At 74.9% G+C, this 24,813-nt stretch carries 26 protein-coding genes and 2 pseudogenes; 18 read left to right on the top strand and 10 right to left on the bottom strand.

Annotation, left to right across the window (positions count from 1 at the left end; all coding sequences use genetic code 11):
• Positions 1-73: 73 nt before the first annotated feature.
• Both JD77_RS26565 and JD77_RS26560 read right to left on the bottom strand, forming a co-directional pair.
• Positions 74-700, bottom strand: coding sequence for a class F sortase (locus JD77_RS26565; RefSeq protein WP_145776649.1), 627 nt, complete (start codon positions 698-700; stop codon positions 74-76).
• A 120-nt stretch (positions 701-820) separates the two neighbouring features.
• Entirely contained in the window at positions 821-1,303 is a 483-nt protein-coding gene (locus JD77_RS26560; protein WP_145776648.1) for a hypothetical protein, read from the bottom strand.
• A 484-nt stretch (positions 1,304-1,787) separates the two neighbouring features.
• On the opposite strand from JD77_RS26560, the gene JD77_RS26555 reads away from it, so the two are divergent.
• From JD77_RS26555 to JD77_RS26545, 3 genes are all read left to right on the top strand, one after another.
• A complete protein-coding gene (locus tag JD77_RS26555) occupies positions 1,788-1,949 on the top strand; it encodes a TauD/TfdA family dioxygenase (RefSeq protein WP_211372680.1) in 162 nt (53 codons plus the stop codon).
• A 74-nt stretch (positions 1,950-2,023) separates the two neighbouring features.
• Entirely contained in the window at positions 2,024-2,917 is an 894-nt protein-coding gene (locus JD77_RS26550) for an aldo/keto reductase (RefSeq protein ID WP_145776647.1), read from the top strand.
• A gap of 70 nt (positions 2,918-2,987) precedes the next feature.
• The gene (locus tag JD77_RS26545) at positions 2,988-4,196 is read left to right on the top strand and encodes a lycopene cyclase family protein (RefSeq protein ID WP_145777793.1); all 1,209 of its coding nucleotides are present in this window, start codon (positions 2,988-2,990) and stop codon (positions 4,194-4,196) included.
• Here the strand turns inward: JD77_RS26545 and JD77_RS32505 are convergent.
• Complete coding sequence (locus JD77_RS32505) at positions 4,167-4,331, bottom strand: hypothetical protein (RefSeq protein WP_170286551.1); 165 nt, start codon at positions 4,329-4,331, stop codon at positions 4,167-4,169. The genes JD77_RS26545 and JD77_RS32505 overlap by 30 nt on opposite strands.
• A 146-nt stretch (positions 4,332-4,477) precedes the next feature.
• Here JD77_RS32505 and rnhA point away from each other — a divergent pair, with 146 nt between their 5' ends.
• On the top strand, positions 4,478-4,954 hold the full coding sequence (gene rnhA / locus JD77_RS26540; RefSeq protein ID WP_145776646.1) for a ribonuclease HI: 477 nt from the start codon (positions 4,478-4,480) through the stop codon (positions 4,952-4,954).
• A gap of 129 nt (positions 4,955-5,083) precedes the next feature.
• Here the strand turns inward: rnhA and JD77_RS26535 are convergent, their stop codons facing one another.
• Entirely contained in the window at positions 5,084-5,329 is a 246-nt protein-coding gene (locus tag JD77_RS26535) for a hypothetical protein (RefSeq protein WP_145776645.1), read from the bottom strand.
• A gap of 71 nt (positions 5,330-5,400) precedes the next feature.
• Positions 5,401-6,333, bottom strand: a complete 933-nt coding sequence (locus tag JD77_RS26530; protein ID WP_246140972.1) for a pentapeptide repeat-containing protein — start codon at positions 6,331-6,333, stop codon at positions 5,401-5,403.
• Between the two features lie 167 nt (positions 6,334-6,500).
• On the opposite strand from JD77_RS26530, the gene JD77_RS26525 reads away from it, so the two are divergent.
• Both JD77_RS26525 and JD77_RS26520 read left to right on the top strand, forming a co-directional pair.
• Positions 6,501-7,079, top strand: a complete 579-nt coding sequence (locus JD77_RS26525) for a hypothetical protein (RefSeq protein ID WP_145776643.1) — start codon at positions 6,501-6,503, stop codon at positions 7,077-7,079.
• A 51-nt stretch (positions 7,080-7,130) separates the two neighbouring features.
• On the top strand, positions 7,131-8,549 hold the full coding sequence (locus JD77_RS26520) for an RtcB family protein (RefSeq protein ID WP_145776642.1): 1,419 nt from the start codon (positions 7,131-7,133) through the stop codon (positions 8,547-8,549).
• 53 nt (positions 8,550-8,602) lie between these two features.
• Here the strand turns inward: JD77_RS26520 and JD77_RS26515 are convergent.
• Positions 8,603-9,030 (bottom strand): annotated as a pseudogene (locus JD77_RS26515) (archease).
• Positions 9,031-9,160: 130 nt separating this feature from the next.
• Between JD77_RS26515 and JD77_RS26510 the strand changes: the two are divergent.
• The 4 genes from JD77_RS26510 to JD77_RS26495 all read left to right on the top strand — a co-directional run bounded on the left by JD77_RS26510 (position 9,161) and on the right by JD77_RS26495 (position 12,771).
• A complete protein-coding gene (locus JD77_RS26510) occupies positions 9,161-9,703 on the top strand; it encodes an MBL fold metallo-hydrolase (RefSeq protein WP_246140967.1) in 543 nt (180 codons plus the stop codon).
• 70 nt (positions 9,704-9,773) lie between these two features.
• Positions 9,774-10,250, top strand: a complete 477-nt coding sequence (locus tag JD77_RS26505) for a hypothetical protein (RefSeq protein WP_145776641.1) — start codon at positions 9,774-9,776, stop codon at positions 10,248-10,250.
• Positions 10,251-10,390: 140 nt separating this feature from the next.
• Complete coding sequence (locus tag JD77_RS26500; protein ID WP_145776640.1) at positions 10,391-11,908, top strand: flavin-containing monooxygenase; 1,518 nt, start codon at positions 10,391-10,393, stop codon at positions 11,906-11,908.
• 23 nt (positions 11,909-11,931) lie between these two features.
• Entirely contained in the window at positions 11,932-12,771 is an 840-nt protein-coding gene (locus JD77_RS26495) for an SDR family NAD(P)-dependent oxidoreductase (protein WP_145776639.1), read from the top strand.
• Positions 12,772-12,795: 24 nt separating this feature from the next.
• On the opposite strand, the gene JD77_RS26490 is transcribed toward JD77_RS26495, so the two are convergent.
• Entirely contained in the window at positions 12,796-14,244 is a 1,449-nt protein-coding gene (locus JD77_RS26490) for a cryptochrome/photolyase family protein (RefSeq protein WP_145776638.1), read from the bottom strand.
• A 196-nt stretch (positions 14,245-14,440) separates the two neighbouring features.
• Here JD77_RS26490 and JD77_RS26485 point away from each other — a divergent pair, with 196 nt between their 5' ends.
• Together JD77_RS26485 and JD77_RS26480 are read left to right on the top strand one after the other, a co-directional pair.
• The gene (locus JD77_RS26485; protein ID WP_145776637.1) at positions 14,441-15,103 is read left to right on the top strand and encodes a GntR family transcriptional regulator; all 663 of its coding nucleotides are present in this window, start codon (positions 14,441-14,443) and stop codon (positions 15,101-15,103) included.
• Positions 15,100-16,413, top strand: a complete 1,314-nt coding sequence (locus JD77_RS26480) for an MFS transporter (protein ID WP_145776636.1) — start codon at positions 15,100-15,102, stop codon at positions 16,411-16,413. The genes JD77_RS26485 and JD77_RS26480 overlap by 4 nt, the downstream gene beginning before the upstream one ends.
• Positions 16,414-16,491: 78 nt before the next feature.
• Here the strand turns inward: JD77_RS26480 and JD77_RS26475 are convergent, their stop codons facing one another.
• Both JD77_RS26475 and JD77_RS26470 read right to left on the bottom strand, forming a co-directional pair.
• The gene (locus JD77_RS26475; protein ID WP_145773135.1) at positions 16,492-17,814 is read right to left on the bottom strand and encodes an IS110 family RNA-guided transposase; all 1,323 of its coding nucleotides are present in this window, start codon (positions 17,812-17,814) and stop codon (positions 16,492-16,494) included.
• 326 nt (positions 17,815-18,140) lie between these two features.
• Positions 18,141-18,563 (bottom strand): hypothetical protein, encoded by a 423-nt coding sequence (locus JD77_RS26470; protein WP_145776635.1) that lies wholly within the window; start codon positions 18,561-18,563, stop codon positions 18,141-18,143.
• A gap of 194 nt (positions 18,564-18,757) precedes the next feature.
• On the opposite strand from JD77_RS26470, the gene JD77_RS26465 reads away from it, so the two are divergent.
• The 6 genes and pseudogenes from JD77_RS26465 to JD77_RS26440 all read left to right on the top strand — a co-directional run bounded on the left by JD77_RS26465 (position 18,758) and on the right by JD77_RS26440 (position 24,217).
• Positions 18,758-19,846, top strand: coding sequence for an S-(hydroxymethyl)mycothiol dehydrogenase (locus tag JD77_RS26465; RefSeq protein WP_145776634.1), 1,089 nt, complete (start codon positions 18,758-18,760; stop codon positions 19,844-19,846).
• Positions 19,843-20,472 (top strand): MBL fold metallo-hydrolase, encoded by a 630-nt coding sequence (locus tag JD77_RS26460; RefSeq protein ID WP_145776633.1) that lies wholly within the window; start codon positions 19,843-19,845, stop codon positions 20,470-20,472. The genes JD77_RS26465 and JD77_RS26460 overlap by 4 nt, the downstream gene beginning before the upstream one ends.
• A 67-nt stretch (positions 20,473-20,539) precedes the next feature.
• Positions 20,540-21,267 (top strand): annotated as a pseudogene (locus JD77_RS35655) (DUF3626 domain-containing protein).
• A 40-nt stretch (positions 21,268-21,307) separates the two neighbouring features.
• On the top strand, positions 21,308-21,808 hold the full coding sequence (locus tag JD77_RS35650; RefSeq protein WP_484213892.1) for a DUF3626 domain-containing protein: 501 nt from the start codon (positions 21,308-21,310) through the stop codon (positions 21,806-21,808).
• 369 nt (positions 21,809-22,177) lie between these two features.
• Complete coding sequence (locus tag JD77_RS26445; RefSeq protein WP_145777791.1) at positions 22,178-22,987, top strand: hypothetical protein; 810 nt, start codon at positions 22,178-22,180, stop codon at positions 22,985-22,987.
• 630 nt (positions 22,988-23,617) lie between these two features.
• On the top strand, positions 23,618-24,217 hold the full coding sequence (locus JD77_RS26440) for a hypothetical protein (protein ID WP_145776632.1): 600 nt from the start codon (positions 23,618-23,620) through the stop codon (positions 24,215-24,217).
• 261 nt (positions 24,218-24,478) lie between these two features.
• Here JD77_RS26440 and JD77_RS26435 read toward each other — a convergent pair whose 3' ends face one another.
• Entirely contained in the window at positions 24,479-24,799 is a 321-nt protein-coding gene (locus JD77_RS26435; RefSeq protein WP_145776631.1) for a hypothetical protein, read from the bottom strand.
• Positions 24,800-24,813 lie beyond the last annotated feature (14 nt).

Raw genomic sequence — 24,813 nt, 5'->3', positions numbered from 1 at the left:
GGTCACCTCCGCTTCACCGGGAACTGCCGGCAACCGTAGGCGATCTTCCCGCCGGGTGGTGGCCCGGGCGTCCTCAGGGGATGGCGGTGGCGAAGACGACGACGTTGTCGAGGTAGCCGCCCTGGCGTTCGTCGAAGCGGCCGCCGCAGGTGACCAGGCGTAGCCGCGGCACGGCGCCGGCGCCGTAGACGAGGTCGGCGGGGAAGGCTGTCTTCGGGTAGGACCCGATGCCGTCCACGGCGAACGTCACCTCGGTCGCGTCGGCGCGCGCCACGCGGATCCGGTCGCCGGGCCGGAGCCGGCCGAGGTCGAAGAAGACCGCCGGGCCGGTGTCGCGGGAGTCGACGTGCCCGACGATGACGGCGTTGCCGGCCTCGCCCGGGCTGACGCCGAGCCGGTACCAGCCGGCGACGGTCGGCCGGTCCGGCGGGGGAACTTCGAGTTCGCCGGTGCCGGTGACGGCCACCGGCACCAGGTCGGCGCGTACGCCGATCGCGGGGATGGTGATGCGGGTCGGGTCCGCCCGGGGCAGGGGTGGCGCGGGCGACGCCGCCCGGTGGGCGGTCGGGTCGGTGGTCGCCGCGGCGTCCGGTCGGGGCGGGCGCGGGGGTGTGCGGGTCGCCCCGGCGGCGAGCAGTCCGAGCCCGGTCACGCCGGCCAGCGCGATCGCCGCCGCGGCGGCCCGGTGGCCTGGGAGCACCTCGCACCTCCGGACGGGCGCGACGGGCGCCCGCGCCGGTGGTCGGCCGGCGCAGGCGCCCGTCTCAGGGATGTCGTGCTCAGGGATGTCGTGCTCAGGGATGTCGTGACGTGTGCCGGGTCAGGTGTTGGCGGACGCGTGGCGTCGGCGGCGTACCAGGGTCAGCGCGCCGGCCGTGGCGGCGCCGACGAGGGTGCCGCCCGCGGCGAGGAGGGCCGTGTTGCCGGTGGTGGCACCCCCGCCGGCCGCCGCCCCGCCGATGGGGGTGACGGTGAACGTGGCGCTGCCCGAGGACGTCCCGTCGCCGCAGGTCGCGGTGACCGTGTAGGTGCCGATGGTGAACCCGGCGGTGAAGAGTTCGGCGCTGAGTCCGCCGCCGGCGGCCGCCGTGGTGGACCGGACGTTCTCGTCCCGGTTGGGGCCGGTGACGTGGAAGATGGCGTCGCCCGCCTTCGGGTTGCAGGTGGAGGTGAGCACGACGGTGCCGCCGACGGGTGTGGTGGCCGGTGAGACGGTGGTCGCCGCGAGCGCGGCGGCCGGGAGCAGCAGGGTGCCGAGGCCCACGCCGAGCGTCGTCGATACGAGTAGTGACTGTGCCTTCATACGCGTCTTCCCTCACTTCTGTCCGCTGTTCGGGTGGGACGTCGTTCGGGTGGCCAACACCGCAACTAGCACCGGTGTGCCCAACACTAGGAGGGTTGGGGCCCCGATCCGGTGAAAACGAGAATTCTTCGTTCCCGTCACGTGTCCGCCCGCGCAGCAGGAGAGCTGCGGAAAGGCCGTACCGGCGCCGCCAGTGACGGGGCGGGGCGGGCCGCCCCTGCCGTCCGGGCCCGGCCCGTTCTGCCGGTGATCGACCCACCCGGGCGGACCCGAGGCGTACGCCCGGCTACCGGCCCCGTCGTCGCCGTGACGCCACCGAGTTATGCCCGTGGCAGAGCAGGCCGCCCTCGGCGACGGCACCGGGGCATGCTGTGGGGACAGCACCCGGCCGGCGGCCGGATCCGATCGGAGGAGCCGCGCATGTCGGTGATCAGCCAGGTCGGTGGCCCGGCCGACTGGCGGCCGACCAGCTCGCCGACGGTTCGTGCTCGGCATGGACCTGCGGGCCGGGGACATGCAGCTGCTCAACAACCACGTCGTGGTGCACGTGCGCACCGCCTACTCCGACCATCCGGAGCCGGAGCGTCGCCGCGACCTGATCCGGCTGTGGCTGGACACGGACCGGGACCCGGCGGCGGCGAGCTGACTGCCCCGACCCGGCGGCCCACCCGCCCGGTTCGCGGGTACTCGTCCGGGCGCCCCCGTGCCATGATCGTCGTCATGCACAGGGGAACCGTCACCGCGGACGCTGCGGGCACCTGGACGCTGGGCGACCGCACCGTCAACCGGATCGGCCTCGGGGCGATGCGGCTGACCGCGACGGCCGACGGCCGGCCGACCGACCGGGACCAGATGATCGGGCTGCTGCGCCGGGCCGTCGAGCTGGGCGTCAACCACATCGACACGGCGGCCTTCTACTTCTCGCCGCTGCGCTCGGCGAACGAGCTGATCAACGCCGCCCTCGCGCCGTACCCGGACGACCTGGTCATCGCCACCAAGGTCGGGCCGGGCAAGGACCCCTCGGGGCAGTGGCTGCCGCTGGCCCGGCCGGACCAACTGCGTGGGCAGGTCGAGGAGAACCTCCGCCAGCTCGGCCGCGACCACCTCGACCTGGTCAACCTGCGCCAGAACGGCCTGGACTCGGTCGCCGAGCACTTCGGCGCGCTGGCCGAGCTGCGCGACGCCGGGCTGATCCGGCACCTGGGCATCTCCAACGTCCGGCCGCACCACCTGCCGCAGGCGCGGGCCGTCGCCCCGGTGGTGTGCGTGCAGAACGCGTACGGCCTGGGCTACCGGGCCGGCCACGACGAGTTCGTCCGGGACTGCGCGGCGCGGGGCGTGGCGTACGTGCCCTTCTTCGCCATCGCCACCGCCGGCCGGGAGGCCGGCGCGGGCGGCGAGGAGGACCCCGAGGTGTGCGCGGTCGCCGCCGCCCACGGGGTGTCCACCGCGCAGGTGCGGCTCGCCTGGACGCTGCACCGCGGCCCGAACGTGCTGGCCATCCCGGGCACCGGCAACCCGGAGCACCTGGTCGCGAACGTGGCCGCCGCGGCGCTGCGGCTCACCCCGGACGACCTGGCCCGGCTGGAGACCGTCCACCAGCGCGGGCGGTAGCGGCCGTTCCCGGCCCGTCACCGGACCCGGTCGGCGGGGTCGGTGTCCCGGCGCCGCGCCCCGGCGCGTGGTGTGGCAGCGTGGCGGGGTGGCCGCCTCCCCACCCGTCGACGTCGACCTCGCCCTGGTCGGCGGCGGCGGCGCGGCGTCGCTCGTGCTGGCCGCCCTGGACCGGCACGGCGTGCGGGGCGTACGGGTCGCCGTGCTCGACCCGGTCCGCAAGCACGGCCAGGACCGCACCTGGGCGTTCTGGGGCCGGCCGGGCGGCGAGCTGGAGCCGCTGCTCAGCGCCAGCTGGCGGCGTGTCGAGGTGACCACGCCCGCCCGGCGCCGGGTGCTCGACCTCGCCCCGCTGCGGTACGCGATGCTGCGCTCCGCCCCCGTGTACGCGCGGGCCGCCGAGGCCGAGCGGCGCCTCGGCGCGACCCGGATCGACGCCGCGGTCACCGCCCTGGCCGACGACGGCACCCGCGTGCTGCTCCGCGGCCCGGACGGGGTGCCGCTGGCGCGGGCGTCGTGGGTGCTGGACTCCCGGCCCCGCCCGCCGCGGAGGCCCGGCCGGACGTCCTGGTTGCAGCACTTTCGCGGTTGGTGGCTGGAGGCCGGGGCGGCGGCGTTCGACCCCGACCGGGCGGTGCTGATGGATTTCCGCACCCCGCAGCCGCGGCGGGGCGTGTCCTTCGGCTACGTCCTGCCGGTCAGCGACCGGTACGCCCTGGTCGAGTACACGGAGTTCTCCCCGGCGCCGCTGACCGACCACGGGTACGACCGGGCGCTGCGCGGCTACGTCGCCCGGCTCGGCCTGCATCCCGAGGCGCTGAGGGTGCGGGAGGTGGAGAACGGGGTGATCCCGATGACCGACGCCCCGTTCGCGCGCCGGCCCTCGCCTCGGGTGGTGTGCCTCGGCACGGCCGGCGGCGCCACCCGGCCCTCCACCGGCTACACCTTCGCCGCGATGCTGCGGCAGGCCGAGCAGGTGGCCCGGGCGGTGGCGGCCGGCCGCCCGCCGGTGCCCGCGCCCGCGTACCCCCGTCGGCACCTGTGGCTGGACGCGGTCGCGCTGCGGGCGCTGGACACCGGGCGGCTGGCCGGCCCGGACTTCTTCGACCGGCTGTTCGACCGCAACCCGCCGCAGCGGGTGCTGCGCTTCCTCGACGGCGGGACCTCGCCGGGGGAGGACCTGGCGGTCATGCGGTCCAGTCCGCTGCTGCCGATGACCTCCGCCGTGCTCGGGGACGCGGTGGGGCGGCTACGCGGCCGGCTGCGCCGCCCGCGCTGACCGCCCGCGCGTCCGTACCGCAGCACGGCCTTGCACCGGTGCCGCGACCTGCACCCCGGCCTCCCGGCCCGAGCCGGCGAGGCCGTCCAGGGCGGCGCGCACCTCGGCCAGCACACCGTCCCGTGGTTCGATCATGATGAGCGACCCCGCCAGAAGTCGCGGTCACGACGGACCACCTCCCGACGCCGCCCGCAGCGCGGACGCCGGGCGGCGCCTCCGATCTCCCCCGCGCCGGACCGCCCGGAGGCCCGGCGACAGGGCGCGCCGGGTAGGTTGCGGGCATGGTGGACGAGGCGGCCGGCGGGGTCGTGCAGATCTGGACCGACGGCGCGTGCAGCGGCAACCCCGGCCCGGGCGGGTGGGGCGTGGTGCTGCGCTACGGCGCCCACGAGCGGGAGCTGTGCGGTGGCGAGGCGACCCCGACGACGAACAACCGGATGGAGCTGATGGCCGCCATCCGGGCGCTGGAGGCGCTGACCCGCCCGGTCTCCGTCGAGCTGCACACCGACAGCACGTACGTGCGCAACGGCATCACCAGTTGGCTCGCCGGGTGGAAGCGCAACGGCTGGGTGACCGCGTCCCGGCAGCCGGTCAAGAACGCCGACCTGTGGCAACGGCTGGAGGCGGCCTGCGCCCGGCACACGGTGCGGTGGCTGTGGGTGAAGGGGCACAACGGCCACCCGGAGAACGAGCGGGCGGACGCGCTGGCCAACCGCGGCATGGCCGAGGCCCGGTCGGAGGCGACCGCCGCCCGGTGACTGAGCGACGCACCGTGTCCCACCGCCGCCACCCGCCCAGCTCCGCGATCGTGCAATTGTCGCCCCGACAAACAGGATGAAAGACCCGATCCGGGGGCCCAACGTGCAAGATCGTGAAGGAGGGGGACGTCAGGGTTCGTTCGCGGCGGGTTCGTCGGCCGGGTCGGCGGTGCCGGAGACCGCGTCGACGTCGTAGCCGGCGCGGCTGGTGCCGCGGGCCGGCTGGCGGTTCTCGGCGGGCAGGTCGGCGAAGTCGTCCCCGTGGTCGTCGGTCGTGTGCAGGGACTCGCCCGGCGGGCGCAGCGACGCCTCGTAGGCGGTCGCGCCGTCGGGCTCGTCGGTGCTGGCTCGGTCCACGCGCCTCTCACTGGTCATGCCGCACTCCTGCCCGTCCCGGCGGCCGGCAAACGCCGGCAGGACGGTTGCCCGCCCGGCCGCGGCGGACGTCAGCGGGGCCGGCCCCGGCGCGCCGCCCGCCCGCCGCCGGCCCGCGTACCGGGCTCGGCCCGCCCGCCGCTTCGCGGGCGGTCGGCGACCGGCCGGGGCAGCACGGTGATCGGCGGCGACCAGTGGGCCGGGCGCGCGAGCGCCGGCGGGAGCCCGGTCCGGTGGTCGCCGCGGGCCGCGTCGACCTGGGACTGGTGCAGGAACAGCGCGCGCCGCAGGTCCGCGCCGCGCACGTCGGCGCCGCGCAGGTCCGCGCCGGTGACGTCGGCCAGGGTGAGGTCGGCGCCGCGCAGGTCCGCCCCGAGCAGCACCGCGCCGCGCAGGTTCGCCCCGACCAGGTCGACCCGGCGCAGGTCGGCCGCGACCAGCACGGCCCCCCGCCGGTCGACCCCGGGCCGCTCGGCGCGCGCCCGCTCGCCGGCGCGCGACAGCAGCGGGTTCACCCGATCCCGGTACGCGTCGACGTCGAGGGCGAGCAACTCCTCGGGGCCGCCGGCGGTGAGCCGGCGGGTCTCGGTCAGCGCCGCGGCCAGCTCCTCGCGCAGCGGGCCGGGCGCGGTCAGCGCCACCGCCTCGGTCAGGTACCAGAGCAGCTCGTGCAGCGGGCGCATGACGGCGAACGTGTCGAACATCCGCGTAGCCGTCTCCGGGGCGGCCCGCCAGTCCCGCCCGCCGAAGGTGACCTGGGCGACCTGCTGGCCCGCGCCGAAGCAGTCGAAGACGGTGCACCCCGGGAAGCCCCGGGCCCGCAGGTCGCGGTGGATGCCGCAGCGGAAGTCGGCGCCCAGGTTGGGGCAGGGCCGCCCGGCCGGCTTGTCCAGCGCGAAGTCCGCGGACGCGGAGAACGCCGGCGCCACGCAGCACAGCCCGAAGCAGCGGGAGCAGTCCGCCCGCAGGTCGCCGCCCGGGGCGGGCTGGGATGGTTCTGGCACGCTGACCGTTCTCCCGGGTCGTAGGGGTGGTCGCCCGGCAATCCCGGGCCGCCCCATTGTCCCGCCGGCGCCGTGCCGCGGGGACGCGGGGTGACCAGGTCTTTCCGGCCCCGGACGCGTGCGGCGCCCGTAGGGTGGGCCTATCCAGTCAGGCGGGGGGCCGGACGATGGACGACAGCGCGCGCGAGCAGGCACTGCTCACCGCCCTGACCACCGAACACTTCGTGCTCCAGACCTCCCGCAGCGCGACCGTCACCGAGTCGGTCGGCCGGGCCACCGTGTTCCTGTCCCTGCTGTCGGCCGCGCTGATCGGGCTGGGCTTCGTCACCACGAGCGGCCCGCTGCTCAAGCCGTACCTGGGGGCCGTGCTGCCGACCCTGGTGATCACGGGGCTGCTCACGTTCGGCCGGCTGGTGCAGAACATGGTGGAGAACGAGGTGGACCTCAGACGCATGCAGCGCATCCGGGCGTACTACCACCGCAAGCTCGCCGCCGGGCACGACTTCTTCGCGGACGCGGCCCTGGCCGGGGACGACGTGCGAGCGTCCTGGGCGGCGGTCGGCAACCGTCCCAGCCGTACCCAGCTGCTGCTCACCACGGCGGCCATGGTCGGCGCGGTCAACGCGCTGCTGATCGGGCTGGGCGTGACCCTGCTCGCCGTGCTGGCGGGCGTGGGTCCGCAGGTGCGGGTCGGCCCGCGGGTCCCGTCAGCGGTATCCCGCCGCCTCGTCGGCCGCCCGCCCTGACGCCCGGTGCCGGCGAGGTGTAGCCGTCCGCCCGGCGGGTAGCCGCGACGCATGGAGCTGGTCGAGGAGGCGCCGTACCGGTTCCGCATCGAGCGGCGGGACACGATGCGGGTGCCCGGCGTCGTCTTCGCCTCCCGCGCGCTGATCCCCGACGTGGGGGAGGACCGGTCCCTGGAGCAGGTGGCCAACGTCGCGACCCTGCCGGGCATCGTCGGCGCCTCGTACGCGATGCCCGACGTGCACTGGGGGTACGGCTTCCCGATCGGCGGCGTCGCCGCCACCGACGTCGACGCGGGCGGGGTGGTCTCCCCGGGCGGGGTCGGCTTCGACATCTCCTGCGGGGTGCGGCTGCTCGCCGCCGACCTGCACCGCGACGACCTGCCGCGGGTGCGCGAGGCCCTGATGGACGGCCTCGACGCCGCGATCCCGCGCGGCATGGGCCGGGGCTCCGTGTGGCACCTGACCGACCGGGCCGAGCTGGACGCGGTGCTGCGTGCCGGGTCCCGGTACGCCGTCGAGCGGGGGCACGGCGTGCCCCGGGACCTGGACCGGTGCGAGGACTACGGCGCGGTCGGCGACGCCGACCCGGCGCAGGTCAGCGACCGGGCCGTGCAGCGCGGGCAGGGGCAGGTCGGCAGCCTCGGTTCCGGCAACCACTTCCTGGAGGTGCAGGCGGTCGACGAGGTCCACGACGAGCGGGTGGCGGCGGCGTTCGGGCTGCGCGCCGGCCAGGTCTGCGTGATGATCCACTGCGGGTCGCGGGGGCTGGGCCACCAGATCTGCACCGACTACGTACGCACCATGGAGCGCACGATGCCCCGCGACGGCATCCAGGTGCCGGACCGGCAGCTCGCCTGCGCGCCCGTCGACTCGGCGGAGGGGCGGGCGTACCTGGCGGCGATGGCCGCCGCCGCGAACTACGCCCGCGCCAACCGGCAGCTGCTCACCGAGGCCGCCCGCCGGATCTTCGCCCGGGTCACCGGCGGCGGCCTCGACCTGGTGTACGACGTCTCGCACAACCTCGCGAAGATCGAGACGCACCGGGTGGACGGCGTCGAGAGGCGGCTCTGCGTGCACCGCAAGGGCGCCACCCGGGCGCTGCCGCCCGGGCACGCCGACCTGCCCGCCGACCTGTGCCCCGCCGGCCAGCCGGCGCTCATCCCCGGTTCCATGGGCACCGCCTCGTACGTGCTCACGGGCGTCGCCGGCGCCCCGGCGTTCGCCTCGACGTGCCACGGGGCGGGCCGGACGCGCAGCCGTAAGCAGGCCACGAAGACCGTCCGGGGCCAGGACCTGCGCCGGGAGCTGGAGAGCCGGGGGATCGCGGTGCGCGGGGCGTCCTGGCGGGGGCTGGCCGAGGAGACGCCGGAGGCGTACAAGGACGTCACCGAGGTGGTCGAGGTGGCCGAGGGCGCCGGCCTGTGCCGCCGGGTGGCCCGGCTGGTGCCGCTGGGCGTCGTCAAGGGCTGACCGTCCGTCGGCCCGCGTCGGCGGTGCCCGACGAGCGCCCTGGCGGGCCGCCGTCACACGTCCAGGGTCACCGCGCAGGACCAGCCGCGCCCGTCCGGGCCGAAACGCAGCTCGTGCAGGGACACCGCCTTCGGCACCGCGCCGACCGGCTCCACCGCGTCGGCGTCCACGACCCGCCAGCGCACCCGCACGCCCCGTCGGGCCGGGCGGTCACCTCCACCGCGACCGGCAGCGTCCCCTCCGTCTCCAACCGGAAGATCATTTCGTCGAGGGCGCCCACCAGCAGGTCCTCGTCGTCGCCGGCCGGGACGTCGACCGTCGCCCCGGTGCCCGGCCCCGCGCCGGAGAAGTCGGCGAACGTCTCCACCGCCGCCCGCACCGCCTCCGCCAGGCAGCCCTCCCGGTCCGGCGCCCACGCCTCGATCCGCACGTCGGCGGTGTGCGGCACGGCCCGGTGGCCCCGCCCCGGTCCTCGTTCCATGCCCCGATCATCCCGCCGCCCAGCCCGGGTGGCCGGCGCCCGGGCGGAAAGAGGGGCGCCGCGTACCCTCGGGCGGATGCGGATCACCAAGTTCACCCACTCCTGAGTACGGCTCGAGCACGAGGGGCGGGTGCTGGTCGTCGACCCGGGCACCTGGAGCGAGCCGCGCGCCCTCGCCGGAGCGGACGCCGTGCTCGTCACCCACGAGCACACCGACCACGTCGACGTCCTCCGCCTCGCCGGCCTCGGCGCCCCCGTCTTCGTTCCCGAGGGGGCCGTCCTGCCGCCGCTGGCCGACCTGCCGGTGACCCGGGTCCGCGCCGGGCAGCGGTTCACCGCCGCGGGCCTGCCCGTGCTGGCCGTCGGCGGCCGGCACGCCACCATCCACGGCGGCCAGCCCGACTGCGCCAACCTCGGGTACGTCGTCTCCGACGGCGCGGTCTACCACCCGGGCGACTCCCTGCACCCGGCGGGGCAGCCGGTGGACACGCTGCTGGTGCCGGCGCAGGCGTCCTGGCTGAAGCTCACCGGCCGACCACGTTGGAGCCCGGGGCGGACGCCAAGCCGGTGCCCGGCGGGTACGTGCAGACGGGCTGGCCCGACTCGACGGGGTGCCCGGCTGTCGCGCGACGGGCTCACCTGGTCCTGGGTGGCCGCCCCCGACCTGCCCTGACGGGATTCCGCGACGCCGGGGCCGGCCCACTGACACCAGGTGTCAGTGGGCCGGCCCTACGGTCCCCGGTATGGCATTCCACAGCAAGGAGCTGCGCGTCGCCGGCGTGACCACGGTCGCCGGCCGCCGGCTCAAGCACTACCTCATCGACCAGCCGGACCGCCGGATCACGCCCGAGGTGCGGCGCGCCGCCGCGGCGTTCCTGCCCCGGCTGCTGCCCACCGGCGACGACGGCACCCCGCCCGGCGGCTGGGTGGTGCTGCACCGGGGCGCGGACGGCGCCGCCTACCTGCTCGCGTACAGCTGGTTCTGGGACAACGTCGTCGAGGCCCGGATCGGCGTTGCCGGCCAGCCGGCGCTGGACTGCCCGGACGACGACCCGGCGCACTTCGTCGAACTGCGCCGCCCGGGGGTCGGCTGCGTCTGGGAACTGGGCGTGCTGGAGCACGAACGGGCCGCCTGGGTCCGGCACGTCCTGGCGCCCGAGCGTCCGGACCTGGACGGCTACCTGGCCGACACCCGCGCCGCGGGGCCGGTGGGCCGCTGACGGGGGAGCGCACCTGGGAGACCAACTGGACGACGGACTTCACCCGTACCGGCTGACCGGCCCCGCCGCCGGGTGCGGTCCGCCGGCGGGGTGGCGTACTGGGTAGGGTCCGGGGCGTACCCTGCGACGGGAGACGCACCATGGCCAGCGACCACGTCGACGTGCTCATCGTCGGCGCCGGTCTCTCCGGCGTCGGCGCCGCCTGTCACCTGCGCCGCGACTGTCCCGGCAAGACGTACGCGGTGCTGGAGGCGCGCGGCGCGATCGGCGGCACCTGGGACCTGTTCCGCTACCCCGGCGTCCGCTCCGACTCGGACATGTTCACCCTGGGCTACTCGTTCAGGCCGTGGACCGATCCGAAGGCCATCGCCGACGGCGACTCGATCCGCGACTACGTCCGTCGGACCGCCCGGGAGTACGGCGTGACCGAGCACATCCGCTTCCACCACCGGGTCGTGCGCGCCGAGTGGGACAGCGGCACCGCCCGGTGGACGGTGCGGGCCCGCCGCGACGACACCGGCGAGGACGTCGCGCTCACCTGCGCGTTCCTGTTCGTCTGCTCCGGCTACTACCGCTACGACGCCGGCTACACCCCGGACCTGCCGGGGATGGGGGAGTACGCGGGGCGGCTGGTGCACCCGCAGCACTGGCCCGCCGACCTGGACCACACCGGCAGGCGGGTGGTGGTCGTCGGCAGCGGCGCCACGGCGGTGACCCTGGTGCCGGCGCTGGCCGAGCGGGCCGCCCACGTCACCTTGCTCCAGCGCTCGCCGACGTACGTGATCGCGCTGTCGTCCCGCGACGGCCTCGCCGACGCGCTGCGCCGCCGGCTGCCCGCGAAGGTCGCGTATCCGCTGGTGCGCTGGAAGAACGTGCTGCTCGGTGTGGCGAACTTCCAGCTCAGCCGCCGCGCCCCGGGGCTGGTGCGGCGGTTCCTGCTGCGCGCCGCCGCCGGCCGGCTGCCGGCCGGGTACGACGTCGGGCGGCACTTCTCGCCCCGCTACGACCCGTGGGACCAGCGGCTGTGCGTGGTGCCCGACGGGGACCTGTTCACCGCCGTCGGGCAGGGCCGCGCCGAGGTGGTGACCGACCGGATCGACACGTTCACCCCGACCGGCGTCCGGCTCGCCTCCGGCACGGAGTTGACCGCCGACATCGTGGTCACCGCCACCGGGCTGAACCTGCTGGCGCTCGGTGGCATGACGATCAGCGTCGACGGCGCCGAGGTCGACCTCGCCGACACGGTCGCGTACAAGGGGATGATGCTCTCGGGCGTGCCGAACCTGGCGATGACGATCGGCTACACCAACGCGTCCTGGACGCTCAAGGCCGACCTGGTCGCGACGTACGTGTGCCGGCTGCTGCGGCACCTGGACGCCACCGGCCAGCAGATCGTCACCCCGCTGGCTCCCGGCTCCGGGGAGCGGGTGCCGCTGATCGACCTGAAGTCCGGCTACGTGCTGCGCGGTGTCGACGCGCTGCCGAAGCAGGGCGCGTCCGCGCCGTGGCGGCTGCACCAGAACTATCCCCGCGACGTGCTGCTGATGCGCCACGGCCGGCTGACCGACGCCGGGGTGCGTTTCTCCCGCGCCGGCGCGCCACCGCCCGGCCCGCGCCGCCCGGACCCCGCCCGCCCCGCCGACGCCGCCGTCGGCTGACCGGTCCAGCAGAGGGAGACGACGTGCGTACGTTCGACTTCGCCGCCGGCGCGGCCGTGGTCACCGGGGCGGCCAGCGGCATCGGCGAGGCCCTCGCCCACGGGCTGGCCCGGCGCGGCAGCGACCTGGTCCTGCTCGACCGGGACGCCGACCGGCTCGCCGCCGTGGCGGCCGCGATCCGGGCGGCCCACCCCCACCGGCGGCTCGCCACCCACCTGGTCGACCTGGCCGACGCGGCGGCGACGGCCCGGGTGGCCGAGGAGGTCCGCCGGGATCACCCGCGGCTCCGGCTGCTCGTCAACAACGCCGGCGTCGCCCTCGGCGGCCGGTTCGACCAGGTCACCCTGGACGAGTTCGACTGGGTGATCGACGTCAACTTCCGGGCCGTGGTGCAGCTGACCCACGCCCTGCTGCCGGCGCTGAAGGCCGAGCCCGGCGCGCACCTGGTCAACGTCTCCAGCCTGTTCGGGCTCATCGCCCCGGCCGGGCAGGCCGCGTACGCGGCGAGCAAGTTCGCCGTCCGGGGCTTCACCGAGGCGCTGCGCCACGAGCTGGCCGACGTGGGTGTCGGGGTGACCTGCGTGCACCCCGGCGGCATCCGCACCCGGATCGCGAGCAGCGCCCGGGTCGGCAGTGGCGTCCCGGTCGAGGAGTACGAGGCCGGGCGCCGCCGGTTCGAGAAGCTGCTCACCATCGACCCTGCGCGGGCCGCCGAGGTCATCCTGCGTGGTGTCGCGCGCCGCCGCGGCCGGGTGCTGGTCGGCTGGTCGGCGACGCTGCCGGACCTGCTCGCCCGGCTGGCCCCCGCCTCGTACGGGCGGGTCCTGGCCCTCGGCATGGGCCGCGCCCGCGCCGCCGGGTGACGTCGTGCCGCCGGCCCGGGACGGTCAGGGCGGGCTGCTGCCGCGCTTGTCCTCCTGCGTGAGCACCGCCTCCCGCAGGTGCGGGTCGTCGCGTTCGGCGAGCTCCGCGGCGAGCCGGGGGTCGCCGGTCAGCCGCTCCCGGTTGCGGTGCAGGAAGGCGTCGAACCCCCCGGTGTACGGGCAGGCGAGGTCGCCCAGCGCCGTCTCCGGCTGGTACCGGCAGCCGGCGCAGTAGTCGCTGAGCTCGTCGACGTACCGGCCGTCCACCGCGTACGGGCGGCTGTCGACCCGGCCCAGGTCGGCGTACTGGCTCATGCCGATCACCGTCGCGTTCATCACCCAGTCGGCGCCGTCGACGAAGCTCCGCTGGAACCAGTCCGCCAGCTCCGCCGGCCGCCACCCGCGCTGCAGCGCGTAGTTGCCCAGCACCAGCAGCCGCTGCGCGTGGTGCGCCCAGGCCCGGTCGCGCACCCCGGCCAGCACGTCGGCCAGGCAGCGCGCCTCGACGGCGTCGGCGTCCAGCTCGGCGAACCACTCCGGCAGCGGCTCGGCCGCGGCCAGCCGGGTCGCGCCCGGGAGGCGCGGCTCGACGTACCAGTACAGCTGCCAGAGGAACTCCCGCCAGCCGAGCAGCCCGCGCACGAACGGCTCGACGGCCGACAGCGACGCGGCCCCGGCGCGCCAGGCCGTCTCCGCCGCCCGGACCGCCTCCGCCGGATCGAGCAGCCCCAGGTTGAACGACGACGACAGTACGCTGTGCGCCAGCAGGGGGTCCCCGACGCTCATCACCTCCTGGTACCGGCCGAAGTCGGGCAGCCGGTGCCGGACGAAGTGCCGCAGCCGGGCGTCCGCCTCGGCGTACGTGGCCGGGTACCGGCGCGGGCCGTCGCGGCCCACGAACCGGACGCCCTCGCGCTCCCACCGGTCCAGCTCCGCGCGGACGTCCGCGTCGATCGCGTCCTCCACGACGGGTGGCGGTGCCGGGGCGACCGTGCCGGCGAAGGCGCGTGACCGGCGGGGGACGCGCCCCGGCGGCCCCTCCAGCACCCGGTGCTCGCGCCGCGCCCAGTGGTAGAAGTCCGCCACCCGCAGTGGCCCCCGGCGCTGGGCGTCCGCCCACGCGGTGAAGTCCTCCCGGTTGGTGAGGAAGCCGCGTGGCGGCAGGATCGTCAGTCCGGGCACCGACCGGGCGAACGCCAGCGCGGCCCGCGAGGGCGGGTGACACACCTGCAGCGGCTCCTTGACCCGCGCCAGGGCCTCGCGGAACGTCCCGGCCCGCACCAGCGTCGCCCGGTCGCCCAACTCGGCTGCCCGGTGCCGTAGCGCGGACAGGATCAGGTGGGCCTTCTGGCGGTGCATCGGGCGCTGCCGGAACAGTTCCTTGGCCTCCACCAGCAGGACCGGTTGCGCCGGATCGTCGAGGAAGTGCGGCCCGAGTTGATCGGCGAGCAGCCACCGGCGCGGAAATGACATGCATCGATTCTGTCTGGTCCGTGCGGGTCCCGCCCGTCGGACCCGCCGCGCCCCGCCGTGGTTCGCGCCACACCGGGGGCCCGGTGCCGAGCCCGGGGTGACGTGCCGGGTCCGGGCTGGGGTCGGGTTCGTGGCGCACGACACGATCCGGGTCCCGCCCCGCCGCCCCGTACCCGCTGAGGTGCAGCATAGATACATGGCGCATCCCAGTCCTCCGGCGCGGCCGGTCGCCCCCTCGGCGGCGGAGCGGGCCTACCAGCACCTGAAGCGGTCGATCCTCGAACAGGTCTACCCGGGCGGCCTGCTGATCAGCGAGGGGGAGATCGCCGAGGCGGCCGGTGTCTCCCGCACCCCCGTCCGGGAGGCGCTGCTGCGGCTGGAGGCCGAGGGGCTCGTGGCGCTCTACCCCAAGCGCGGCGCCCTGATCCGGCCCGTCTGCGCCCGGGAGATCGCCGACGTCGTCGAGGCGCGCCGCCTCGTCGAACTGCACGCCGCCGAGCGGGTCTGGCCCCGCCGCGCGCAACTGAGGGCCGACCTGGCCCGCTGGCTGGACCGCATGCGTGAGGCTCACGCGGCCGGCGACGTCACCGCACTGATGGCCGCCGACCGGGCCTTCCACGCCACCGTCGTCGAGGCGGCCGGCAACGAGATCCTCGCCGAGCTGTACCACCGGCTGCGCGACCGGCAGGTGCGCATGGGCGAGGCGAGCTTCCGGCTCTCGCCCGGCTGGGCGCAGGTCGTGCTCGCCGAGCACGCCGCCCAGCTCGCCACCCTCGACGGCGACGACCAGCAGGCCTGGCTCGACAGCGTCGCCGCGCACGTCGACAACGCCGCGACCGTGCTGCGGAGCCTGCGGTGAGCGCCGCCGCCGCCGTCCCCGCCGCCCCGCCCCGCCGTTCCGCCGTGCTGGTCTTCGCGGTCGCGCTGGGCGCGTACGTGGCCGCGGTGTTCCACCGCAGCTCCCTCGGCGTGACCGGGGTCGACGCCGCCGACCGCTTCCACATCAACGCCGCCACGCTGGCCACGTTCTCCGTCGCCCAGCTCGCCGTGTACGCCGCCATGCAGATACCCGTCGGGGTCCTGCTCGACCGGTTCGGGTCCCGCCGGCTGCTCATCGCCGGCGGCGCGCTGATGGTCGCCGGGCAGCTCTGCTTCGCGCTGGTCACCGACGTCCGGCTGGCCGTCGGGGCCCGCGTCCTGGTCGGCCTGGGTGACGCCACCACCTTCATCAGCGTGCTGCGCATCATCACGTTCTGGTTTCCGGGCCGGCGCAACCCGATGCTGGTGCAGCTCACCGGCACCCTCGGCCAGCTCGGCGCGGTCCTCGGCGCCGTTCCCCTGGTGGCGCTGCTGCACCACACCGGCTGGACCCCCGCCTTCCTCACCGCCGCCGCGCTCGGCGCGACCGTGCTGACGATGGTCGCCGCGGCCGTCCGGGACACCCCGCACCGCGAGCACGCCGCCCTGCCGGCGCCCGACCTGGCCACCGTACGCCGGGAACTCGCCGCGGCGTGGGCGCAACCCGGCACTCGGCTGGGCCTGTGGACGCACTTCGTCACCCAGTTCTCCGGCTCGGTCTTCGCGCTGCTGTGGGGCTACCCCTTCCTCGTGCAGGGGCAGGGGATGGCGCCCACCGTCGCCGCGTCCCTGCTCACCCTGATGACCCTGGCCGGCCTCGTGGTGGGGCCGGTGGTCGCCCACCTGTGCGCCCGGCACCCGTTCCGCCGCTCGGTGCTGGTCCTGGCCGTCACCGCCGCCACCGCCGCGGTCTGGGCGGTCGTGCTCGCCTGGCCCGGCCGCGCCCCGGGCTGGCTGCTGGTCGTCCTGGTGCTGGTGCTCGCCGTCAACGGTCCCGGCTCGGCCATCGGCTTCGACTACGCCCGCACCTTCAACCCGGCCAGCCGGATCGGCAGCGCCACCGGCATCGTCAACGTCGGCGGATTCGTGGCCTCGATCGTCCTGATGCTCGCCGTCGGCGTCGTCCTCGACCTGGCCACCCCCGCCGGCCGGACCGCCCCGGACCTCGCCGCGTTCCGGTGGGCCTTCGCCGCGCAGTACGCCCTGTGGGCGCTCGGCGCGGTCCAGGTGCTGCGCTACCGCAACGCCGCCCGCCGCCTGCAGGCCGCAGCCGGCCGCGACGAACGCCTCCGCGATCTGACCGGTAAATGACCTGTACCACGACGGGTTTTGGGCGCGGTGGGCTGGCCCGGTGTTGATGGCCAGCCCGGGCGGGGTGGGGGTGTGGGGTCAGGTTGTCGGTTGCAGGGTGACGGTGTGGCCGAGGGCTTCGAGTTGCCGGACCAGGCTGTTGATCTTCCGGGTGGTGTTGATACGGCGTTCGTGGAAGTCGGCGCCGAGATCGTGGTAACGGGCGGTTGGGTCGTTGAGCAGGTGCCAGATGATCACGAGGATGGAGCGGGCGACGGCGACCTTGGCCTTGCCTTTGCCTCGACGTGTGACCAGACGCCGGTAGCGTTCGGACAGGAACGTTCCCTTGCCGCGGGCGACGGTGGCTGCGGCCATACCGAGGGCGCCTTTGAGGTACGGATTGCCTTTGCCTGTCTTGCCCGCGGTGAGGCTGGTACCGGACTGGATGGTGCGCGGACACAGCTTCGCCCAGGACACCAGGTGCGCCGCGGTGGGGAACCGTGTCATGTCCAGACCGATCTCGGCGATGATCAGTTGCGCGGACTCGGTGCTGATGCCCGGGATCTCGGCCAGGCGCCGCCGGGCGTCTGGCGCCGGGGTGTCGCCGTCGCCGCCGCCCGGCTGGGACGGTGGGTCGATGTCGTCGAGTATCTGCCCGATCCGTGTGGTGAGTTTCGCGATCTCGGTGTCGAGGCGGTCGATCTGGTCGAGCAGGATCCGGGCCAACTCGCCGTGATGGTCGTCGAAGCGGCCGGTGAGTGCCTCGATGAGGGCGTTGCGTTTGCGGCGCAGCGCTCCGTGGGCCAGCGAGGCGAGGGTCGCCGGATCACGTTGACCGGCGATCAACGCCTCAACCATGTCCCGCGTCGACACCGTCCGCAGGGTGGAGGCCACCGACGACACCTTGATCAGGGCGTCTTCAAGCAGTTTCTCCAACCTCGACCAGTAGCGGGTCCGGTCCCGGACCAGATCCACCCGCATCCGGGTGTAGTCACGCAACACCCGCACCGGAGCCGCAGGCACGAACGAGGGCCGCAACAGGCCCTTCTCGGTGAGCTTGGCCAACCACACCGCGTCCAGCTTGTCGGTCTTCGGCCGCCCGGGCACGTTCTTGACGTCACGGGCGTTGACCAACTGCACGTCCAACCCGGCTGCCTCGAACAGGTAGAACCAGATCCGCCAGTAGTCCGACGTGCTTTCCACGGTGACCCTCTCCACCCCCGCCGCCACCAGATCGGCGGCAAGGTCACTGACCGCGTTCGTGGTCGCCGTCACCTGCCACACCCGGCTCACCCGCCGCCCACCCGCGGCGGGTAGCCGGGTACACACCATCCCCGACTCCTTGGCCACATCGACCGCACACACCCGCTCCCAGACCTTCTCGCTGTCAGCGTCCGGGATCTCTTCGGGTAACCCGCGCATCCGCCCGCGTCCCTCCTCACCGTGATCGACCAGTGGGTAGGTCGCCCGGGGGCCTCGGTCGGGAACCGAAAATCTGACCGGCGTGCTCGAAGCAACAGTGCGTGACCCACAAGAGTCCGGGCCCCGGCGCCAGACTTGCAGACGGCCTCAACTAGACCAAGATCGATCGGCGTCGGCGGGCGACCTGTCCACCATTTTCACGCCTGCGAGGCGTCCCGAAAAGACCGGGTGACTTGCAGTTACTGCCCCCGCAAAACGCGCAAACAGCCCGAACTGAGGGCCGAAGCTGCAAGATCGGCGAGGGGCCGCGTCGCGTGCGACCCGGGTCAGGCGCGGCGGAAGCGGCGGTGGGTGAGGTCGTCCAGCACCAGCGTCAGCCCGGCGCCGACCAGCCAGACGTCCTTGGCGAGGCCGATGCCCTGCGGCGTCGGCTTCAGGCTGCCCGGCTCCCGCATGCCGGGGGTGCTCAGGTACAGCTTCACCAGCCCCGCCCCGAACGCGGCCAGGCCCAACCCCGCGAGCAGGGACGGGACGAACGGCGCGAGCAGGGCGGCCCCGAGCGCCATCTCGCCCCGGGACAGCAACCGGGCGAACCGGGCCGGGTCGAGCTGCCGCAGCTGCGGGATCGCCCCGGCGGCCATGCCGTGCATGCCCGTGGCCGACTCGCCCTCCAGGCTCCGCTTGCCCAGGCCCGAGTTGAGGATGTACGCGCCGACAGTGGCGCGCAGCGGCACGTGCGTGAGCTTCATCTGGCCCTCCGTACCCCGACGACAGTGCCCCCGCCTACCCGGCGACGGCGCCGGTAACCGCCGGGTGATGCGGCCCGGCGTGGCGGCCGGCGGTAGTTTCGCCTGGGGCGGTACGCGGCGCCGGTGCCGCCCCGCCGCGTCCGGCCGTGCGGGCCGGCAGGGGCGACGGACACGGCGTGGAGCAGGAGGCGAACGTGAGCCAGGAAGTCCGGGGAGTCATCTCACGCAGCAAGGGCGCGCCGGTGGAGGTGGCCACCATCGTGGTGCCCGACCCGGGGCCGGGTGAGGCGGTGGTCCGCGTCCAGTCCTGCGGGGTCTGTCACACCGACCTGCACTACCGGGAGGGCGGGATCAACGACGAGTACCCGTTCCTGCTCGGCCACGAGGCCGCCGGCATCGTCGAGCAGGTGGGCGACGGGGTCACCGACGTGGCGCCCGGCGACTTCGTCGTGCTCAACTGGCGGGCGGTGTGCGGCGTCTGCCGTGCCTGCCGGCGCGGCCGGCCCTGGTACTGCTTCAACACCCACAACGCCACCCGGAAGATGACCCTCACCGACGGCACCGAGCTGTCGCCGGCGCTCGGCATCGGCGCGTTCGCCGAGAAGACCCTCGTCCACGCCGGACAGTGCACGAAGGTGGACCCGGCCGCCCGGCCCGCCGCCGTCGGCCTGCTCGGCTGCGGCGTGATGGCCGGTCTCGGCGCGGCCGTGAACACCGGCGCGGTCAGCCGCGGCGACTCGGTGGCCGTCATCGGCTGCGGCGGGGTCGGCGACGCCGCCGTCGCCGGCGCGACGCTGGCCGGCGCGACGACGATCATCGCCGTGGACACCGACTCCCGCAAGCTCGACTGGGCCCGCAGGTTCGGCGCCACCCACACCGTCAACGCCTCCGAGGACGACGTGGTCGAGGCGATCCGGGCGGCCACCGGCGGCTTCGGCGCCGACGTCGTCATCGACGCCGTCGGCCGGCCCGAGACCTGGAAGCAGGCGTTCTACGCCCGCGACCTCGCCGGCACCGTGGTACTGGTCGGCGTGCCGACCCCGCAGATGCAGGTCGATCTGCCCCTGCTGGACGTCTTCGGCCGCGGCGGCGCCCTCAAGTCCAGCTGGTACGGCGACTGCCTGCCCAGCCGCGACTTCCCGATGCTCACCGCTCTGTACCTGCAGGGCCGGCTCGACCTGGACGCGTTCGTCACCGAGGAGATCGCCCTGGACCAGGTCGAGCAGGCGTTCACCCGGATGCACCACGGCGACGTGCTGCGCTCGGTGGTGGTCTTCCCGTGACCGCCCGCGTCGACCACACCGTCACCTCCGGCACCTTCTCGCTGGACGGGCAGACCTTCGACGTCGACAACAACGTGTGGGTCGTCGGCGACGACACCGAGTGCCTGGTCGTCGACGCGCCGCACGACGTGGAGGCGATCCTGCGGGTGGTCGGTGGACGGCGGGTGGTGGCGATCCTGGCCACCCACGCGCACGACGACCACGTCCGGGTGGCCCCGGCGCTGTCCCGGGCCACCGGCGCGCCGGTGCTGCTGCACCCCGACGACCGGGTGCTGTGGGACCTGGTCCACCCCGACGTGGCCCCCGACGGCGAGCTGCGCGACGGGACGACGATCGAGGTGGCCGGCACGCCGGTGCGGGCGCTGCACACCCCCGGCCACAGCCCCGGCGCCTGCAGCCTGTACGCCCCGGCCCTCGGTGCCGTCTTCACCGGCGACACCCTCTTCGCCGGCGGGCCGGGCGCGACCGGCCGCTCGTACAGCGACTTCGGCACGATCATCGAGTCGATCCGTACCCGGCTGCTCACCCTGCCGCCCGAGACGGCGGTGCACACCGGCCACGGCGACAGCACCACCATCGGGGCGGAGGCACCGCACCTCGAGGAGTGGATCGCCCGGGGCCACTGACCGCCGGTCGGGCCGCCGCCCCCGGCGGGCGGCGGCCCGAGCGGACGCCGTCACCAGGATCGACCCGGTGAGCCCGTCCGCGGTACGCCAACCAGTGCCGCGGGCGAACGGGCGGCGCCGGTCGGCTTCGGCACCCGGCCGGGACGGCCGACCGTCGGAAATCGCTGGGGCGGGGACATCCCGCGTCGGCATACTCGGGCCCGTGCCCGCCGCCCCCGCCGCGTTGGCCCCCGCCCAGGCCGCCGCTCTGGCCCACGTGGGCCGCACGGCCCTGCGGGACCGCCCGTCCGCCCTCGCCGTGATCGCCCGGCACCTGGCCGGCTCGGGGACGACGTACCAGCCGGAGCAGCTGGTCGCCGCGGTCGCGGTGCACGGCCGGTTGACGCTCAACTTCCACCCTGACCGGCTGCTCGCCGACGGGCGCACGGTGGCCGCGGCGCTGGCCGGGGACGGCGTGTACCGCAGCCAGTTCGAGACGGGCATCTCCAACGGTGGCCTCAGCGCGTACCCGGGAGGGGACCGGGACCGGTGGGAGGAGGCGCTGTTCGGCGGCGCGTACCAGGCACCGGTGTGTTGCCGGCGGACCGCCCGAAGTACGGGGGGCTCAACCTGCTCGACCACCCCGACGGCGCCTGCCCCCGGTTCGGCTCCTGCCACCTGCGGCTGCGCCCCGACGCGCTGACCCGCGCGACGCTCTGCTTCGGCGACAGCCACCTCGGGCCGACGTGTCTCGGCACGGCGGAGGCACCCGAAGCGGTGCTCGCCGCCCTCCTCGACGCCGCGCCGAGGTGGTGACCGACCGGATCGACACGCCGACACCGGCGTCAGCCTCGGCGTGGCCGGGATGGACACCGCCGCCCTCGCCCGGGCGCTGCTGCGCCGCCGCGAGCGGGACGCCTGGCGCCCCGGCCCCGCCGCGCGTTCCCTGGACGACTACGCCGAGGCGCAGGTCCACGGCGAGATCAACCTGGCCCGGGACGTCGAGGCGCTGGTGCTGGACCCGTCTTTCGAGGGCACCGAGGTGGGCCGGACGCTGGCCGACCTCGCCGCCCGGCACGGGATCACGCTGCGCTGGCACGCGGGGTTCGAACTGCCCGCCGACGGGATCGATCCGGCGTTCCGCGGCCCGGACATCCCGCCGCTGGCCGCGCGGATCCACGCCGAGTTCGCCCGGCCGGGCGACCCGGTCGACGCCGCGCTCATCGGCCGGGCGGCGGCCTCCCTGGTCACCGAGCCGGACCGTTGGGCGGACCGGGGGCCGCTGCCGGTGACCCTCCAACACCTCAAGCAGCTCTGGCACGTGCTCGTCCGGTTCGGGGCGCCGCGCGCCCGCTGACGGTTCGGAGCGCCGCGCGCCTCCTGACCGGTTCGGGGCGCCGCCGCGCGCCTCCGGGTCGGTTCGGGGCGCGGCGCGCCTCCTGACCGGTTCGGGCGCCGCGCGCCTCCGGGTCGGTTCGGGGCGCGGCGCGCCTCCGGGTCGGTTCGGGGCGGTCGGCACCTGGTCGGGCGGGGAGCTGCGGTTTTGTCCCATCCTCGCGGGTGACCGGGGTCGCAGCCGCGGGAGGCTGCCTCATTTCCGGAATGACCGACATGCCAGCCTGGTTGTGTCCCCCGTACCTCCCGCCGGTAAACCTCGCCGGCGCGGCAGTTCCCCCGAGGGGCGCTCAAACCGGAGCGCGTCGTAACGATCGAAAGGGCAACCATCGTGAAGGCCGACTTCACTCGATGGCTCCCGGCCATCGCCAAGACCACGGACCGATGGCTCCCGGCCATCGCCAAGACCACGGACCGATGGCTCCCGGCTGTCGCCAAGACCACGGACCGATGGCTCCCGGCTGTCGCCAAGACCACGAACCGCAAGGCGGTCCTGAGCATCGCCGGCGTCGCCGTCCTCGGCGGCCTGGCCTTCGGCCCCACGGCCGTCGCCGCGCCGGTCACCGGCGGCCCCCACGCCGGCGCCGTCGCCGCCATCGACCTCGCCACCGGCAAGGCCCGGCAGGGCGCCACGGCCGAGTCCGCGCTGACGACCGGCGCGGAGAGCGACGAGGCGAGCAACAGGGCGCCGGCCGACAAGCCGACCCGGGACGAGCTGATCCCGCACGGCGTCGAGGGCGCGCAGTCGCGCATCCCGCTGGACGACGCGCAACTCGCCAACGCCAAGGCGATCGTCAACGCCGCCAAGGAGACCGGGGTGGGCAAGCGCGGCGCGGTGATCGGTGTGGCCACGTCGCTGCAGGAGTCGAAGCTGTACAACCTCGGCCACCTGGGCATGTACAACGACCACGACTCGCAGGGCCTGTTCCAGCAGCGCCCGTCGTCCGGCTGGGGCTCGCCCGAGCAGATCACCGACCCGGACTACGCCTCGAAGGCGTTCTTCAACGCCCTCAAGAACGTGGGCGGCTGGCGGGACCTGCCGCTGACCGCCGCGGCGCAGACGGTGCAGGGGTCGGCGTTCCCGTACGCGTACGCGCAGTGGGAGGAGCAGGCGGCGGACATCGTCCAGCAGCTGTGGTGACCCTCTTCTGATCAGCCCCGGCCGAGCCCCCCCGGCAAGGGCTCGGCCGGGGGCCTTTCGGGTGCCTGGCTCGATTCGGTTAGGTCGTGATCGGCCCCATGTCGGCGACATGGGGGTATCCGGGCGGCACGGACGCCCCGATGACGGCGACATGGAGTGGATCTTCTGATCCGGGTGCGCCGATTCACGCGGTATGTCCGGTCCGATCGCGGCCCCTGGGTGTGACCGGCGGCATCGTGGGGGCGGAATCGTGGCCGGGGTGGGGTCGTTACACCTGTGACGCACGACCGAGGAAGGCCGCCCGCCCTCAGGGAGGCGGGCTGGCCGGGCCCGGAATGATGGTGGGTCGCCGGTCGTTGGACATGGTTCCCGGCACCGCGACGAGGCCCCGCCCGCGACGAGGCCCGCCCGCGACGAGGCCCCGCCCGCGACGAGGCCCGCCCGCGACGAGCCCGCCCCGACGAGGCCCGCCCCGACGAGGCCCGCCCGACGAGCCCGCCCGACGACGAGGCCCGCCGCCCGCGGTCGCACCGGGCAGAAGACTTCCCCTTCGAGCTTTCGAGCGCCTGGCGGTGCTTGCGCACGCCGTCCCCCTTTGGTGTGCGTCGACCCCCGAATGGAGCTTTGATCATGAACACGATGCTGCTGCGTAAGAGTGTTCTCGGTGTTGCTGGTCTGGCGTTCGCCGGTGGGCTGGCCGCTGGTCCGCTGCATGCCACCGCCGCCCACGCCGGGACCCCGGTGCAGGGCAAGCCGGTCGCGGTGACGGTGCAGGCCGACAAGCCCGACAACACCAAGCTGATCCCGCACGGTGTGCAGGGCCAGCAGTCCCACATCGACCTGAACGACGAGCAGACCGCGAACGCGAAGGCGATCATCGCGGCGACGAAGAAGGCCGGTCTGCCGGAGCGGGCGGCGGTGATCTCGATCGCCACCAGCCTGCAGGAGTCGAAGCTGGAGAACCTGGGGCACCTGGGTGACGCCAACGACCACGACTCGCTGGGCCTGTTCCAGCAGCGCCCGTCGTCGGGTTGGGGCACCCCGGAGCAGATCACCGACCCGGAGTACTCGACGACCGCGTTCCTGAAGGGTCTGCGGCAGGTCGACGGGTGGCAGGACATGCCGCTGACCCAGGCCGCGCAGACGGTGCAGGTGTCGGCGTACCCCGACGCGTACGCGCAGTGGGAGCAGCAGGCCGCCGACCTGGTCGCCCAGCACTGGAACAGCTGACCCTGACCCCCCTCGCCCGGTACGTCGGGTGAGGTGGATTACGGCGCCAGGTGGAACAGGGCGCCGAGCGGGTACGTTGGACCCGGTGTCGGTGTGTCCAGTGTCCCCGGGCCTCACCAATATCGCCTTCGCGGAATACCGTTCGGCTGGAGCCGCGTCGCGCCACTCGCCGAGAGGCGACCTGCACATCGACATCGCGAACCGCCCCCGGCCCGGCAGGGTCGGGGGCGGTTTCGCGTCCGGCCGGCGCCGGGGACTTGTTCAGTACTGGCCGCGGCGGCGTCGCGCCGCGACCTCGCAGACGGTGCTGGCCAGCAGCATGCCCCAGAACAGGGCGAGGAACGTGAGGGCCCCCGACAGGTGCGGCCGGGTGAGCATCGGGGCCGCCACCAGCAGCAGGATGCCCGTGGCGGCGGCGCCGACGGAGACGCGGGTGCGCCACGCCCGGGGCAGGACGCGGGCCACGGCCAGCCCGGCCAGCCCCACGGTGGGTCCCACCAGCCGGTTCGGCCCCGGCCCGGCGCCGAACCAGAACAGCAGGGTCGGCAGACCCCCGACCGCCAGCGCCCGCGTGCCCCGCACGGCGCTCCGGGCGG

The sequence above is a fragment of the Micromonospora olivasterospora genome (assembly GCF_007830265.1).
Classification (GTDB): domain Bacteria; phylum Actinomycetota; class Actinomycetes; order Mycobacteriales; family Micromonosporaceae; genus Micromonospora; species Micromonospora olivasterospora.
The sequence above is the reverse complement of the archived record's forward strand: the minus strand, read 5'-3'. Positions and strand labels throughout refer to the sequence as shown.

What these genes read in the sequence shown, in the direction of transcription:
- JD77_RS26560 (WP_145776648.1), bottom strand. Translation starts at nt 1,303, where the DNA reads ATGAAGGCACAGTCACTACTCGTATCGACGACGCTCGGCGTGGGCCTC.
- JD77_RS26550 (WP_145776647.1), top strand. Translation starts at nt 2,024, where the DNA reads ATGCACAGGGGAACCGTCACCGCGGACGCTGCGGGCACCTGGACGCTG.
- JD77_RS32505 (WP_170286551.1), bottom strand. Translation starts at nt 4,331, where the DNA reads ATGATCGAACCACGGGACGGTGTGCTGGCCGAGGTGCGCGCCGCCCTG.
- rnhA (WP_145776646.1), top strand. Translation starts at nt 4,478, where the DNA reads ATGGTGGACGAGGCGGCCGGCGGGGTCGTGCAGATCTGGACCGACGGC.
- JD77_RS26535 (WP_145776645.1), bottom strand. Translation starts at nt 5,329, where the DNA reads ATGACCAGTGAGAGGCGCGTGGACCGAGCCAGCACCGACGAGCCCGAC.
- JD77_RS26525 (WP_145776643.1), top strand. Translation starts at nt 6,501, where the DNA reads ATGGACGACAGCGCGCGCGAGCAGGCACTGCTCACCGCCCTGACCACC.
- JD77_RS26520 (WP_145776642.1), top strand. Translation starts at nt 7,131, where the DNA reads ATGGAGCTGGTCGAGGAGGCGCCGTACCGGTTCCGCATCGAGCGGCGG.
- JD77_RS26505 (WP_145776641.1), top strand. Translation starts at nt 9,774, where the DNA reads ATGGCATTCCACAGCAAGGAGCTGCGCGTCGCCGGCGTGACCACGGTC.
- JD77_RS26500 (WP_145776640.1), top strand. Translation starts at nt 10,391, where the DNA reads ATGGCCAGCGACCACGTCGACGTGCTCATCGTCGGCGCCGGTCTCTCC.
- JD77_RS26490 (WP_145776638.1), bottom strand. Translation starts at nt 14,244, where the DNA reads ATGTCATTTCCGCGCCGGTGGCTGCTCGCCGATCAACTCGGGCCGCAC.
- JD77_RS26485 (WP_145776637.1), top strand. Translation starts at nt 14,441, where the DNA reads ATGGCGCATCCCAGTCCTCCGGCGCGGCCGGTCGCCCCCTCGGCGGCG.
- JD77_RS26475 (WP_145773135.1), bottom strand. Translation starts at nt 17,814, where the DNA reads ATGCGCGGGTTACCCGAAGAGATCCCGGACGCTGACAGCGAGAAGGTC.
- JD77_RS26470 (WP_145776635.1), bottom strand. Translation starts at nt 18,563, where the DNA reads ATGAAGCTCACGCACGTGCCGCTGCGCGCCACTGTCGGCGCGTACATC.
- JD77_RS26440 (WP_145776632.1), top strand. Translation starts at nt 23,618, where the DNA reads ATGAACACGATGCTGCTGCGTAAGAGTGTTCTCGGTGTTGCTGGTCTG.